This window comes from Providencia sp. AGC89 (genome assembly GCF_053543535.1).
Genome location: NZ_JBIXLP010000062.1, coordinates 73,699 through 87,549, shown reverse-complemented (window position 1 = coordinate 87,549; position 13,851 = coordinate 73,699). Strand labels below are relative to the sequence as shown.

Below are 13,851 nucleotides of genomic sequence, written 5' to 3'. Positions count from 1 at the left end.
GATGAAAAAACTAATTTTAAGTGGAATGTTATTACTGTCATTTTCGGCTTTTTCGCAAGCAGAAAGCGTACAATTGTATAAAGATGCAAACTGTGGCTGCTGCCAGTTATGGGGGGAAGCAATTAATAAAGCGGGCTATGATGTTGTTATTAATGAGATAAGTTATGATGAATTAAGCCAGTTAAATGATAAATTAAAGGTGCCTTATAATTTACGTAGCTGCCATATTGCTAAATATAAAGGGAAAGTGATTGTTGGTCATGTCCCTGTAAGTAGTCTTGACGCTATTGAATCACTCCCCGCGGATGTCGTTGGCATTTCGGTGCCGGGGATGCCAATTGGCAGTTTAGGGATGGAACAACCGGATGGCAGAACCCAGCCATATTCCGTCGTCCAATTTAAAGCGAATGGTGAATACCGTTAGTTTTTATTATTATCAAGTTGCAGATATACTCTGCAACTTGCCTTAAGAAGCAATTTATATTGAATCCTCTAAAATCAATTCAATAGTTTTAAGTTCCTGTTGCGTAAAAGCGCGATTTTTCAATATCCCCATAGCATCATCAATTTGGCTAATACGACTAGCACCAATCAATACCGAGGTGATTCGGTCATGACGAAGTAGCCATGCTAAGGCCATTTGGTTGAGTTTTTGACCTCTTTTTTCCGCAAGTTCGTTCAACTGTTTGACTTTAGATAAAACACTTGAAGTGAGCCTTTCTGGCGGTAGTGAAGGGTTACCGGCAGCCCGTGAATCGGCAGGGATACCGTTTAAATAGCGGTCAGTTAAAATTCCACCAGCCAGTGGTGAATAAGCGATAGAGCCAACCCCTTCTTCTTCCAGTAAATCAAGGAGTCCTTCTTCGGGCGTGCGTTCTAACATGGAATATTTAGGTTGATGGATAAGACATGGAGTACCTAATTTATTGAGGATACTGATGGCCTCCTTTGCTACATCTGTAGGGTAATTAGATATACCTACGTATAATGCTTTACCTTGGCGCACAATGAGGTTAAGAGCCCCCATGGTTTCTTCTAAAGGGGTGTTTGGATCAGGGCGGTGATGATAAAAAATATCGACATAATCAAGTCCCATCCGTTTCAAACTTTGATTTAGGCTTGCAATAAGATATTTTTTACTTCCCCAATCACCATAAGGGCCATCCCACATGGTATAACCTGCTTTTGAAGAAATAATCATTTCATCACGATAAGGTAGGAAATCTTGTTGTAAGATCCGACCAAATTTGCTTTCCGCAGCACCGGGTGGTGGGCCATAATTATTGGCGAGATCAAAATGGGTGATCCCAAGGTCAAATGCGTGCCGAAGCATGGCTTGGCAATTATCAAAAGGTTTGTTATCGCCGAAATTATGCCATAACCCTAATGAAATCATTGGTAAACGTAACCCGCTACGGCCACATGAACGATACTCCATTTCAGTATAGCGCTTTGATGATGCAACATAAGGCATACTTTACCTCCAAAATAGTGGGTAAAACTTAACCTATGTTGTCATAAACTGAAACCGTAAACTGAGTAATCGATGCGAATTTTTGTGAGTATGCAGGCTTTATTATTAAACTGTGATGGGGTACGAAAAAATAAAACATCTTGAAATAATCAGGTATTGACCTTATGGCAATACCTGAATTTGAGTTTTAAGGCTGTTCTGAGCGGGTAAAGACTAACTCATTACCTTTAGACTGGCTTTCATCAAATTGATAACCATCTAAATTAAAATCAGAAAGCTGATCTGTTTTCGTTAATTTATTTTGGATAATAAACCGGCTCATTAAACCACGAGCTTTCTTTGCATAAAAACTGATGACTTTATATTTACCGTTTTTTTCATCAAGAAAAATAGGTTTAATGATTTCGCCATCCAGTTTTTTAGTGTTCACTGATTTAAAATATTCATCGGATGCAAGGTTGACGAGCACTTGGTCTTTTTGCTCTGCAAGTGCTTGGTTAAGCTGTTTGGTGATAATGTCTCCCCAAAATTCATACAAATCTTTGCCACGGGTGTTTTTTAAACGAATGCCCATTTCTAAGCGATATGGCTGCATCAAATCTAAAGGCCTTAATACGCCATACAGACCAGATAAAATACGCAAGTGAGATTGGGCAAATTCAAAATCTGCTTGAGAAAAGCTTTCGGCTTGCATGCCAGTATAGACATCACCTTTAAACGCTAAAATAGCTTGCCTTGCATTGTCAGGTGTAAAATCAGCATGCCACTCTGCGAAACGAGCGGCATTGAGCCCTGCTAGCTTATCACTAATTTTCATTAAACTTGCAATATCAGCGGGGGTTAGCTTACGGCATACATTAATCAGTTTCTGTGATTCAGCCAATAGCTCGGGTTGTGTGAATTGCTGGGTTGCCAGGGGGCTTTCGTAGTCTAATGTTTTTGCAGGTGAAATAGTAATCAGCATGACTTGACCCTTTTTAAACAATGATAGCCGTTACTTTAGCAAAAATTCATCCTTAATGGCTAATTGATATAATAAGCCAAACCAATATTGTTTTTTGTTATTCTTTAATCAATGATGTTTAGCTAAAAGGATTCAGTTTTATATCAAGGGGCGAAACCGATTGCCAATCAAATAGTTGCTTCTGACTGGATTTCCTTGCTTGCAGCAATGTGGATGCATGATATTATCTGTATACGGTGCGGCTATAGCCACAATTCCTTTATAATACGCAAAGTAATTCAAATTGTAGGTAGGTGGTAAGCAAACACCACTACAGCTTGAAGTATGACGGGTATAACAACGAGATTAAAGAAATGACCGATAAACTAACCTCCTTACGTAGTCTGACAACCGTTGTTGCTGATACTGGCGACATCGAAGCGATGAAGCTATACAAACCACAAGATGCGACAACTAATCCGTCGCTGATCTTAAATGCTGCACAAATGCCTGAATACCGCAAACTAATCGATGAAGCGGTAGAGTGGGCGCGTAAGCAAAGCAGCAACCGCGAGCAACAAATTGTTGATGCTTGTGACAAACTGGCAGTTAATATCGGTCTGGAAATTCTGAAATTAGTTCCGGGTCGTATTTCTACTGAAGTTGATGCGCGTCTTTCTTATGACGAAGAAGCTTGTATTGCTAAAGCTCGTCATTTAATCAAAATGTACAACGATGCTGGCATCAGCAATGACCGTATTCTGATTAAACTCGCTTCAACTTGGCAAGGTATCCGTGCTGCGGAGAAACTAGAAAAAGAAGGCATTAACTGTAACCTAACCTTATTATTCTCTTTTGCTCAAGCTCGTGCTTGTGCGGAAGCGGGGGTTTACCTAATTTCCCCATTTGTAGGCCGTATCCTTGACTGGTACAAAGCCAATACGGATAAAAAAGAATTTGCGCCACAAGAAGACCCAGGTGTGATTTCTGTGACTGAAATCTATAACTACTACAAAGCTCATGGCTATAAAACAGTAGTGATGGGTGCAAGCTTCCGTAATGTTGGTGAAATCATCGAATTAGCAGGTTGTGACCGTCTAACAATCTCTCCGGGCTTACTGAAAGAGTTATCTGAATCACAAGGTGAATTAGTTCGTAAACTGACTGATGCGGGTAAAACTCAAGAGCCAGGTGAAAAACTGACTGAAGCTGAGTTCTACTGGCAGCATAACCAAGACCCAATGGCGGTTGATAAACTGTCTGATGGTATTCGTAAGTTTGCGGTAGACCAAGAAAAACTGGAAAAAATGATTGCAGATTTACTGTAATATTACCTTTTTCTATTCAAACCCAGCTTACGAGCTGGGTTTTTTTATGAAAATTTTTCATTGAGTTAGTTCTCAATTTCAATATATAAAATTGAGGGCGCTGTATGAAAAAACGCATCATGATATGATAAGAGCCTGTTTACCCATGAGTAAACAGCTTCTGATTGATCAATTTTTTGAGGTTTATATGAATGAATTGCGCATAGGTCTGGTTTCAGTATCTGATCGTGCTTCGAGTGGTATTTATGAAGATAAAGGTATTCCTGCATTAGAAGAGTGGTTAGCAAAAACGCTGACAACGCCTTTTCGTATTGAAACTCGCCTGATCCCTGATGAGCAAATCATGATTGAGCAAACACTGTGTGAGCTGGTGGATGAATTTGCTTGCCACTTGGTTCTAACAACAGGTGGTACTGGGCCAGCTCGCCGTGATGTGACTCCAGATGCAACTCTTGCGGTTTCAGACCGTGAAATGCCCGGGTTTGGTGAACAAATGCGCCAAATTAGTTTGAAGTTTGTCCCTACGGCGATTTTATCCCGCCAAGTTGGTGTGATCCGTAATCAAGCTTTAATTTTGAACTTGCCAGGGCAGCCGAAAGCAATTGCCGAGACTCTTGAGGGGTTAAAAGATAAAGACGGTAATGTATTAGTCTCTGGGATTTTTGCCAGTATTCCATATTGCATTCAATTACTTGACGGCCCATATGTGGAAACTGACCCTGCAATAGTCAAAGCTTTTAGGCCTAAATCGGCGATCCGGTCAGAATAGTTATCGTGAGAAGTGTCATTGAACGTAATCAGGTGAGTGTTCCCCACCTGATTAAAACGATTTAAGGTAAATAATTAAAAACTATTCTTTATCATTAACTGCGCTGCCCTATAGGTAATACTGTTTTGCCATATTGTTCATTTAAAATCTCAGCAACAGCTAAGTAAAATGCACTGGCGCCGCAGATAATGCCCTCAAAACCTGCAAATTTCAGTAATGTGGCATTGCCTGTTATATTTCCAATGGCTAATAGCGCGAATAAAACCGTTAAGCTACCAAAGACAAATTGCAGTGCTAAGTTTGCTTTAAAGGTTCCTAAGAACATAAAAAAGGTAAAGACTCCCCAAATAGCGAGAAAGACGCCTAAAAACTCAGGGGAAGTTGCTTCGGCTAACCCTAATGTTGGTAAAAATAATAAACCAACTAATGAAATCCAAAACATGCCGTAGGAGGTAAATGCGGTTGCACCAAATGTATTGCCTTTTTTATACTCAATCAGTCCAGCAATAAATTGAGCAAGCCCACCGTAGAAAATCCCCATACTTAAAATAACAGATGAAAGAGGAAAGAAACCTGCATTATGGATATTTAGCAGGATGGTTGTCATACCAAAGCCGAGTAAACCAAGCGGGCCTGGATTTGCAAGAGAGCTAGGCTGCATATAACCTCTAGTAAAATATATAAAATTCAAGTAGATATAAGTTGATTAATGCTGCCTGGTTAGCAGCAACGGCGGATCATACGCAGTTTCAATTGCTCAAACCATGATCACAAGACAGGTTTTTTTGCAATAAATGCAAATTTTTTTTAATTCCCCCCTTGATGAATGGATTTGTGACCCCATCTTTAAGACATCGACGGATATCAATCAGAATTATTGCGTATTTAAAAATAATTTTGAGCTCAGAGTGAAAACTCCCTTGAAAATGAAATATTGAGCCACATATAGATTGATATCGAAATCATAGTGAAAAGAATTCCTTTGGAGGCGTTTTAGATGGGTAAAATTATTGGTATCGACTTGGGTACAACAAACTCATGCGTTGCAATTATGGATGGTACTACAGCTCGTGTTCTGGAGAACAGCGAAGGTGATAGAACTACTCCTTCCATCATTGCGTACACTCAAGATGGTGAAATTTTAGTTGGTCAGCCAGCAAAACGTCAGGCTGTGACTAACCCTGAAAATACTTTATTTGCAATCAAACGTTTGATTGGTCGTCGTTTCCAAGACGAAGAAGTTCAACGCGACGTTTCTATCATGCCATATAAAATTATTGCGGCTGATAACGGCGACGCTTGGTTAGATGTGAAAGGCCAAAAAATGGCTCCACCACAAGTTTCAGCTGAAGTTCTGAAAAAAATGAAGAAAACAGCAGAAGACTATTTAGGTGAGCCTGTAACAGAAGCTGTTATCACTGTTCCTGCATACTTTAATGATGCACAACGTCAAGCAACTAAAGATGCGGGTCGTATCGCTGGTTTAGAAGTAAAACGTATCATTAACGAACCAACAGCTGCTGCTCTGGCCTATGGTTTAGATAGAGAAGTTGGTAACCGTACTATTGCGGTTTATGACTTAGGTGGTGGTACATTCGACTTATCAATTATCGAAATCGATGAAGTTGATGGCGAAAAAACATATGAAGTACTGGCAACCAACGGTGATACTCACTTAGGTGGTGAAGACTTCGATACTCGTTTAATCAATTACTTAGTTGAAGAATTTAAGAAAGAACAAGGTGTTGACCTGCGTAACGACCCGTTAGCAATGCAACGTCTGAAAGAATCTGCAGAAAAAGCAAAAATTGAGCTGTCTTCTGCACAACAAACTGATGTTAACCTGCCGTATATTACTGCGGATGCAACAGGTCCTAAACATATGAATATCAAAGTGACTCGTGCGAAATTAGAGTCACTGGTAGAAGATTTAGTTAAGCGTTCAATGGAGCCAGTTAAAGTTGCTCTACAAGACGCAGGTTTAAGCGTGAGTGAAATCAACGACGTTATTTTAGTTGGTGGTCAAACACGTATGCCAATGGTACAAAAAGTTGTTGCTGATTTCTTCGGTAAAGAGCCACGTAAAGACGTGAACCCAGACGAAGCAGTGGCAATGGGTGCAGCAGTACAAGGTGGTGTTTTAGCGGGTGATGTTAAAGACGTTCTGTTACTTGACGTAACGCCTCTGTCTTTAGGTATCGAAACTATGGGCGGTGTGATGACTTCGTTAATCTCGAAGAACACGACTATCCCAACGAAACACAGCCAAGTATTCTCAACCGCTGAAGATAACCAAGCTGCAGTAACTATCCATGTTCTGCAAGGTGAGCGTAAACGTGCAAGTGATAACAAATCACTGGGTCAGTTTAACTTAGATGGTATCCAAGCAGCACCACGTGGTATGCCACAAATTGAAGTTACTTTCGACATTGATGCTGATGGTATCTTGCATGTTTCTGCGAAAGATAAAAACAGTGGTCGTGAGCAAAATATCACTATTAAAGCTTCCTCTGGTCTGAATGACGAGGAAATCGAAAAAATGGTACGTGACGCAGAAGCGAACGCTGAATCTGACCGTAAATTTGAAGAGTTGGTTCAAGTTCGTAATCAAGCTGACCAACTGGTGCATGGTACTCGTAAACAAATCGAAGAAGCCGGTGATAAACTCCCAGCGGAAGATAAAGCGAATATCGAAAAAGCAACTTCTGAGTTAGAAGCAGCATCTAAAGGTGAAGATAAAGCAGATATTGAAGCGAAAATCCAAGCCTTAGTAACTGCATCTGCGAAACTTTTAGAAATTGCACAACAACAAGCTCAAGCTGGTGGCGCAGATGCAACTGGTGCTGAAGCTAAGAAAGATGATGATGTTGTTGATGCTGAATTCGAAGAAGTTAACGACAAAGACAAAAAATAATGCCCTTAGCGGGCGCAGTAGCTGTAGCAAATGATAGTTACTGATACCGGATACGGGCGTCGAGGAAACTCTACGCCCGTTCCGCATGTTAAGGGTAAATAGAGAATGGCAAAAAGAGACTTTTATGAGGTTCTAGGCCTCGAGAAAAATGCTTCCGAAAAAGATATTAAGCGGGCTTATAAGCGCTTAGCAATGAAGTATCACCCTGACCGTAATCAGGGGAATAAAGACGAATCCGAAGTCAAATTTAAAGAAATTAAAGAGGCTTACGAAGTTCTATCTGACGATCAAAAACGTGCGGCTTATGACCAATATGGCCATGCGGCGTTTGAACAAGGTGGAATGGGCGGCGGTGGTTTCGGCGGTGGTGCTGACTTTAGCGATATCTTTGGTGACGTCTTCGGTGATATTTTTGGAGGCGGCCGCAGACAGCAACGCCCAAGCCGTGGTTCTGACCTGCAATACAACATGGAACTGACTCTTGAAGAAGCCGTCCGTGGAGTGACCAAAGAAATTCGTATTCCAACACTGGAAACCTGTGATGTGTGCCATGGAAATGGTGCTAAACCAGGGACCAGTGCAGATACCTGCTCAACCTGTCATGGGATGGGGCAAGTACATATGCGCCAAGGCTTTTTCTCAGTACAACAGCCTTGCCCAACCTGTCATGGTCGCGGTAAAGTGATTAAAGACCCATGCAATAAATGTCATGGTCATGGTCGAGTTGAAAGGTATAAAACCTTATCAGTAAAAATCCCTGCAGGGGTTGATACAGGTGACCGCGTTCGCTTATCTGGCGAAGGTGAGGCCGGTGAAAATGGGGCGCCATCAGGGGATTTATTCGTTCAGGTTCATGTATTACCTCATAATATTTTTGAGCGTGATGGTAATAACTTGCATTGTGAAGTGCCTATTAACTTCGCTGACGCTGCACTTGGAGGGGAAATTGAAGTCCCAACTCTTGATGGGCGTGTGAAACTAAAAATCCCGGCAGAAACTCAGACCGGTAAAATTTTCCGCATGAAAGGGAAAGGGGTGAAATCCGTTCGTGGGGGCTTACAAGGTGATTTAATGTGCCACATTGTGGTCGAAACACCAGTCAAACTGAATGAGAAACAAAAAGCATTACTGCAAGAGTTTGGTGAGTCGTTAGGTGGAAAAGGGGGAGAAAAGAATAGCCCTCGTTCTAAAAGTTTTTTAGATGGTGTTAAAAAATTCTTTGATGATTTAACTAAATAAATAATTAGTTAATAATAAATCAAGCTGGATGGCTGACTTTACATATGGTGAAGTCAGCCATTTTTATACCTTATTTAACAACTTCTCCGCTAGCAATCACCGTTTTACGTACTTGGTTAGCAAAATCTTGGGCCTCTGCAATAATTGACCCCTCATTTGCGGTCAGTAATTGGCGATCTTTCATCAATAGCTTACCATCAACAATAGTATGGCGAACATTCGAGCCATTGGCTCCATACACTAAAGCAGCATATGGGCTATACATAGGAACCATATTTGGTGATTTAGTATCAATAACAATAATGTCTGCCAACTTACCTTCTTCAAGGGAACCTAATTTATCTTCCATATGTAGTGCTCGAGCAGAACCCATTGTTGCCATTTCAACAACGGTAATAGGTGGCATAGCAGCTCTATCTTTATTTTCGAGTTTGTGAATTTTACCGACCAAATTGAGTTCATTTAAGGTGGTTAGCGTGTTGCTCGACATCGGCCCATCGGTCCCTAGACCTACCCGAATTCCTTTTTCTAGCATAGTTGTTACGGGAGCAACTCCCTTAGCTGATTTAGTATTCGCACTAATATTATGTGCGATACCTACATCATATTGCTTTAATAAATCCATGTCTTTTTCATCGACCATAATGGCATGGGCGGCGATAACTTTATTATTCAATGCGCCAATATCAGCCATGTATTGAACAGGGCTTTTACCACCAGTGCGTTTCGCAATTTCTTCTTGTTCACGGTCTGTTTCGGCGAGGTGGATCATCACTGGCACATTCAGTTCTTGAGATAACTTAGCAATTTTCTGCAAATGTTCAGTTGAATTGGTATAGGGAGCATGAGGGGCGAAAGCTGGTGTAATACGTGGATGATTTTTATATTGGTTAATAAAGTTAACGGCATATTCAATGCCTTCATCGGCATTTTTCGCATCAGCCACAGGGAATTTGATGACTGACTCCCCTAGTACCGCCCTTAAACCAATTTTATCTACTGTTTTAGCGACTTCATCCTCAAAATAATACATATCAACGTATGTGGTAACACCACCTTTAATCATTTCGATATTGGCGAGATTTGCCCCAATACGTACCATCTCACGAGATACCATTTTGCTTTCTAATGGGAAAATATAGCGATGTAAGCGGTCAGGCACATCATCGGCTAAAGAGCGAAATACAGTCATAGAGGCGTGAGTATGGGTATTAATTAGCCCAGGCATAACAATATCACCATTAACATTTAGAACATCTGATGCTTGATAATTTTTTGCTAGCTCAGGCCCCCCAACAGCTATGATTTTGTTGTCTTTAACCACAACGGTTCCGTGGTCGATAACTTGTTTTTTATTATCCATAGTGAGGACAGTACCATCAACAATCATGATATCAGCGGGCGTAGCAGCAAAGCTGGTGAAAGAAGCGCTGATAACAGTTAGTGCTAGTAAGGATTTTGAGAATGACATTATTGCCTCATATCTAAATGAAAAATTAGCTGCGTTTTTTATATATCGTTTCAGGGTGTTTGAGAGTGAAGTTAATTGCAATCACTCTGGGTATTTTGATATACCAATGATAGTTTACAGAGACTATTATAAAAACTAATAGTTATTTTATTAGTAATATCAGTGTATTAGTATATTAGGTGCTGAGTTTAGCGAGTAAGACACCAAATAAAATAACGACACAGGCAATGACCCGCATCATATTGAACTTTTCTTTCAGAAAAACAATCGATAAAAACATGGCAAACAGAACGCTGGTTTCTCTAATGGCAGCAACGACGACAATAGGTGCTTGGCTCATTGCCCATATTGCAATCCCGTAACTGATAAGTTGCATTAACCCACCTAATAGCCCTGAACGCCAATATTGCTGAACCCCGCTCAATAAACGACGACGGTATTTAATGATGCCAGGTACGATTAATACGACCCCATTTAATAAAAATAACCAAAGTGTATACACCACAGGGTCTTCGCTAGATCGAGAACCATGACCATCTGATAGGGTATAGCAAGCCGTAAAAAAAGCGGTACATAAAGCGAAGGTGAGCGCCTTCCCATTGATATTTAAGGTGAATTTTTTCCCTGCAAAAGCAATTAAGACAACACCACTTATAATTAATAGGATGCCAATAAACCCCATTAATGGTATTAACTCATTGAATAATAAAGCACTAAGTAGAGCCGTTATTAAAGGTGCAGACCCACGAGATATTGGGTAAATCTGCCCTAGATCGCCGTATGTATAAGCCTGACTCAAAAAGTAGGTATAACCAATATGAAACAGTACCGATAACGCAAGCCAATGGATGGCCTCAGGCGAAGGTAAACCAAGCCAAAGTATTGCAGGTATGGTTAATACCCCTGAAAAAAAAGAAATCATCACAAGGCCGAAGAAACGGTCACTGCCAAATTTAACTAGGGCATTCCAAGTCGCATGGCAAAAAGCAGCGAAAAGTACGGCAAATAGTACGTAAGTTGTCATCGTTAAATAGTAATCGTTAGTGTTTTATTGGCAAATTAACCACATCGTTTTTGAGAAGCGCTTGGCAACTATTTTATTAGCAGTCTCCCACATTTAACTTTTTTGCGAAAGGAATCGAATAAAGAAAGGAGGAAGCTTTTATCAGGACATAAAGAAATGTAGATTTTGTACTGTAATAAAAGTTGAATTTATAAAGTTTATTTTTAACAAAAGTTATTATTTGTTTTTATAAAAATTGTCTATAGTAAAATTAACGTTTCTTTATCATTTAGCGTGATCATCGCCCTTAAAACATCGTCTATTCCGAGTGGTAATGGATAAATAAACGATTTTTTACGAATTAATAATTAGCATAGTATTAACATTCAAAAAAATACTGGGGTTATATATATGACAGCAATTATTCGTAAATTTTTAAGGTTAGAAGCAGCAGGGGGCTTACTTCTGATTATTGCTGCCATAGTCGCTTTAGTAATGGCTAATTCACCATTACAAGGGGCTTATCAGCAATTTTTAGATATCCCCGTGTCCATTAAAATATCAGAGTTTGGTTTGGATAAGCCATTGATATTATGGATTAATGACTTCTTAATGGCGATCTTCTTTTTGGTGGTCGGCCTTGAAGTAAAGCGTGAATTATTAGAAGGATCTCTTGCTGGACGAGATAAAGCCATATTTCCAGCAATTGCAGCACTTGGAGGAATGTTAGCACCTGCATTAATTTACCTTTTATTTAATGGCGGTGACAGTGTTACTCAACAAGGTTGGGCGATACCTGCTGCAACTGATATTGCATTTGCATTGGGAGTGATGGCGCTATTAGGAAAGCGTGTACCAACAGAATTAAAAGTGTTCTTATTAGCACTAGCCATTATTGATGATCTTGGTGTCATTGTTATTATTGCATTTTTCTATACAAGTTCTGTATCTCTGATTGCCTTAGGTTTATCAGCATTATGTATCGCCTTGTTATGTGTAATGAATTGGCGTAGGGTTGAGAATACTGCCGCATATTTGGTTATTGGTATCATACTGTGGGTGTGCATATTAAAATCAGGTGTTCATGCTACATTAGCGGGTGTTATTGTTGGCTTCTTAATTCCATTACATGGTACGAATAAGACTAAGCCTTCTGAAGAATTAGAGCATGTTTTACACCCATGGGTTGTCTATCTAATTTTACCTATATTTGCTTTTGCGAATTCGGGCGTTCAGCTACAAGGCGTCACTTTTGAAGGGTTACTCAGCCCATTGCCATTAGGTGTCGCTGCGGGGCTTATTCTCGGTAAACCAATTGGGATTTTTCTGTTTAGTTGGGTTTCGGTAAAACTTGGGTTTGCAAAATTACCTGAGTCGATTAACTTAAAGCAAGTCTTTGCTGTTTCGGTTCTATGTGGGATCGGTTTTACTATGTCTATTTTTATAACGGGTCTCGCATTTGATGGGCTTGATGAGGTGTATAGTACCTATTCACGCCTAGGGATCTTAATTGGCTCTACATTAGCAGCATTCTTAGGTTATTTTATGTTAAGGGTAGTCTTACCGAAGCAAAAAGAGTCAGTATAGTTCATACTATCGAAATAATTTTTCAAATTATTAGTAAGAATTTCCGAGCTAATACTCTATGATATGCCGCAGTATATTGTGAATATACTGCGGCATTTAAATGAAAGCTCCTGAGTTATGGGGTACAGGTAAACGTGTATAACCAGCAGCGCGGATGATTACTGTTGGCGGTGCAAAAGGAATAGATATGCGGGTTTCACATCTTAATTTTAACCACCTTTACTACTTTTGGCATGTATGCAAAGAAGGTTCTGTAGTTGGAGCAGCGGAAGCACTTTACCTGACTCCTCAAACAATTACAGGGCAAATAAAAGCACTAGAAGAGCGTTTAGGGGGGAAATTGTTTAAGCGGCAGGGGCGTGGGTTAGTTCCTTCCGAGCTTGGGCAATTAATTTTTCGCTATGCAGACAAAATGTTTATGCTTAGCCAAGAAATGTTAGATATCGTCAATTATAGTCGGGAATCTAACCTACTGTTTGATGTAGGAGTGGCAGATACACTATCAAAACAGTTAGTCAGTAAAATATTAGAAACTACAGTTGTTGAGCATGAGCAAATTCATTTGCGCTGCTTTGAGTCAACGCATGAGCTGCTATTAGAACAACTTAGTCAACATAAGCTCGATATGATTTTATCGGATTGCCCTGTTGACTCATCTCAACAAGAAGGCTTGTTCTCGGTAAAACTCGGGGAGTGCAGCATGAGCTTCTTTTGCCGTCAGCCTATCCCTAAAAAACCCTTTCCTGAATGTTTAGAAGAACGTCGTTTACTAATACCGGGACGGCGCTATCTATTAGGTCGGCATATACTCGCTTGGATACGGAATAAAAATTTACAAGTGGAAGTGTTAGGTGAGTTTGATGATGCTGCATTAATGAAAGCATTTGGTATGCATTATAATGCAATTTTTGTCGCTCCATCTCAATATACACCTGATCTTTTAGGTGGTGATGATATTGTGGAGTTAGGGCGTTTAGAAAGTGTAAAAGAAGAGTATTATGTTATTTTTGCCGAAAGGATGATCCAGCACCCTGCGGTACAACGTGTCTGTAATAAAGATTTTTCTGATCTATTCTCGGTTCCATTTAATAGCGTAGAGAAAAAAGCTTAGCAGACAAAAAAA

At 40.1% G+C, this 13,851-nt stretch carries 12 protein-coding genes; 7 read left to right on the top strand and 5 right to left on the bottom strand.

What is annotated here, in order from left to right; all coding sequences use genetic code 11:
- The first annotated feature begins 1 nt into the window (after nucleotide 1).
- Complete coding sequence (locus ACIPUA_RS11765; protein WP_042846992.1) at nucleotides 2-424, top strand: DUF411 domain-containing protein; 423 nt, start codon at nucleotides 2-4, stop codon at nucleotides 422-424.
- Between the two features lie 54 nt (nucleotides 425-478).
- On the opposite strand, the gene ACIPUA_RS11760 is transcribed toward ACIPUA_RS11765, so the two are convergent.
- Together ACIPUA_RS11760 and yaaA are read right to left on the bottom strand one after the other, a co-directional pair.
- Nucleotides 479-1,474 (bottom strand): aldo/keto reductase, encoded by a 996-nt coding sequence (locus ACIPUA_RS11760; RefSeq protein WP_042846991.1) that lies wholly within the window; start codon nucleotides 1,472-1,474, stop codon nucleotides 479-481.
- Nucleotides 1,475-1,661: 187 nt separating this feature from the next.
- A complete protein-coding gene (yaaA, locus tag ACIPUA_RS11755) occupies nucleotides 1,662-2,438 on the bottom strand; it encodes a peroxide stress protein YaaA (RefSeq protein ID WP_048608432.1) in 777 nt (258 codons plus the stop codon).
- Nucleotides 2,439-2,791: 353 nt separating this feature from the next.
- Here yaaA and tal point away from each other — a divergent pair, with 353 nt between their 5' ends.
- Both tal and mog read left to right on the top strand, forming a co-directional pair.
- On the top strand, nucleotides 2,792-3,745 hold the full coding sequence (tal, locus tag ACIPUA_RS11750; RefSeq protein WP_042846989.1) for a transaldolase: 954 nt from the start codon (nucleotides 2,792-2,794) through the stop codon (nucleotides 3,743-3,745).
- Between the two features lie 187 nt (nucleotides 3,746-3,932).
- A complete protein-coding gene (gene mog, locus ACIPUA_RS11745) occupies nucleotides 3,933-4,514 on the top strand; it encodes a molybdopterin adenylyltransferase (RefSeq protein WP_042847030.1) in 582 nt (193 codons plus the stop codon).
- 94 nt (nucleotides 4,515-4,608) lie between these two features.
- On the opposite strand, the gene satP is transcribed toward mog, so the two are convergent.
- On the bottom strand, nucleotides 4,609-5,175 hold the full coding sequence (satP, locus tag ACIPUA_RS11740; protein WP_042846988.1) for an acetate uptake transporter: 567 nt from the start codon (nucleotides 5,173-5,175) through the stop codon (nucleotides 4,609-4,611).
- Nucleotides 5,176-5,511: 336 nt separating this feature from the next.
- Between satP and dnaK the strand changes: the two genes are divergently transcribed.
- Together dnaK and dnaJ are read left to right on the top strand one after the other, a co-directional pair.
- Entirely contained in the window at nucleotides 5,512-7,428 is a 1,917-nt protein-coding gene (gene dnaK, locus ACIPUA_RS11735) for a molecular chaperone DnaK (RefSeq protein WP_048608428.1), read from the top strand.
- A gap of 105 nt (nucleotides 7,429-7,533) precedes the next feature.
- On the top strand, nucleotides 7,534-8,667 hold the full coding sequence (gene dnaJ / locus ACIPUA_RS11730; protein ID WP_042846986.1) for a molecular chaperone DnaJ: 1,134 nt from the start codon (nucleotides 7,534-7,536) through the stop codon (nucleotides 8,665-8,667).
- Nucleotides 8,668-8,737: 70 nt separating this feature from the next.
- Here dnaJ and ACIPUA_RS11725 read toward each other — a convergent pair whose 3' ends face one another.
- Both ACIPUA_RS11725 and ACIPUA_RS11720 read right to left on the bottom strand, forming a co-directional pair.
- Entirely contained in the window at nucleotides 8,738-10,138 is a 1,401-nt protein-coding gene (locus tag ACIPUA_RS11725; RefSeq protein ID WP_449059696.1) for an amidohydrolase, read from the bottom strand.
- 175 nt (nucleotides 10,139-10,313) lie between these two features.
- Nucleotides 10,314-11,162 (bottom strand): EamA family transporter, encoded by an 849-nt coding sequence (locus ACIPUA_RS11720; protein WP_129466869.1) that lies wholly within the window; start codon nucleotides 11,160-11,162, stop codon nucleotides 10,314-10,316.
- A 390-nt stretch (nucleotides 11,163-11,552) separates the two neighbouring features.
- On the opposite strand from ACIPUA_RS11720, the gene nhaA reads away from it, so the two are divergent.
- Nucleotides 11,553-12,728 (top strand): Na+/H+ antiporter NhaA, encoded by a 1,176-nt coding sequence (gene nhaA, locus ACIPUA_RS11715; protein ID WP_048608421.1) that lies wholly within the window; start codon nucleotides 11,553-11,555, stop codon nucleotides 12,726-12,728.
- 187 nt (nucleotides 12,729-12,915) lie between these two features.
- Nucleotides 12,916-13,839 carry a transcriptional activator NhaR gene (gene nhaR / locus ACIPUA_RS11710; RefSeq protein WP_048608452.1) on the top strand — a complete coding sequence of 308 codons (924 nt, stop codon included), beginning with the start codon at nucleotides 12,916-12,918 and terminating at the stop codon, nucleotides 13,837-13,839.
- Nucleotides 13,840-13,851 lie beyond the last annotated feature (12 nt).

Excerpts from the sequence above, each read along its gene's own strand:
- ACIPUA_RS11765 (WP_042846992.1), top strand. The coding sequence starts at position 2 with ATGAAAAAACTAATTTTAAGTGGAATGTTATTACTGTCATTTTCGGCT.
- ACIPUA_RS11760 (WP_042846991.1), bottom strand. The coding sequence starts at position 1,474 with ATGCCTTATGTTGCATCATCAAAGCGCTATACTGAAATGGAGTATCGT.
- yaaA (WP_048608432.1), bottom strand. The coding sequence starts at position 2,438 with ATGCTGATTACTATTTCACCTGCAAAAACATTAGACTACGAAAGCCCC.
- tal (WP_042846989.1), top strand. The coding sequence starts at position 2,792 with ATGACCGATAAACTAACCTCCTTACGTAGTCTGACAACCGTTGTTGCT.
- mog (WP_042847030.1), top strand. The coding sequence starts at position 3,933 with ATGAATGAATTGCGCATAGGTCTGGTTTCAGTATCTGATCGTGCTTCG.
- satP (WP_042846988.1), bottom strand. The coding sequence starts at position 5,175 with ATGCAGCCTAGCTCTCTTGCAAATCCAGGCCCGCTTGGTTTACTCGGC.
- dnaK (WP_048608428.1), top strand. The coding sequence starts at position 5,512 with ATGGGTAAAATTATTGGTATCGACTTGGGTACAACAAACTCATGCGTT.
- dnaJ (WP_042846986.1), top strand. The coding sequence starts at position 7,534 with ATGGCAAAAAGAGACTTTTATGAGGTTCTAGGCCTCGAGAAAAATGCT.
- ACIPUA_RS11725 (WP_449059696.1), bottom strand. The coding sequence starts at position 10,138 with ATGTCATTCTCAAAATCCTTACTAGCACTAACTGTTATCAGCGCTTCT.
- ACIPUA_RS11720 (WP_129466869.1), bottom strand. The coding sequence starts at position 11,162 with ATGACAACTTACGTACTATTTGCCGTACTTTTCGCTGCTTTTTGCCAT.
- nhaA (WP_048608421.1), top strand. The coding sequence starts at position 11,553 with ATGACAGCAATTATTCGTAAATTTTTAAGGTTAGAAGCAGCAGGGGGC.
- nhaR (WP_048608452.1), top strand. The coding sequence starts at position 12,916 with ATGCGGGTTTCACATCTTAATTTTAACCACCTTTACTACTTTTGGCAT.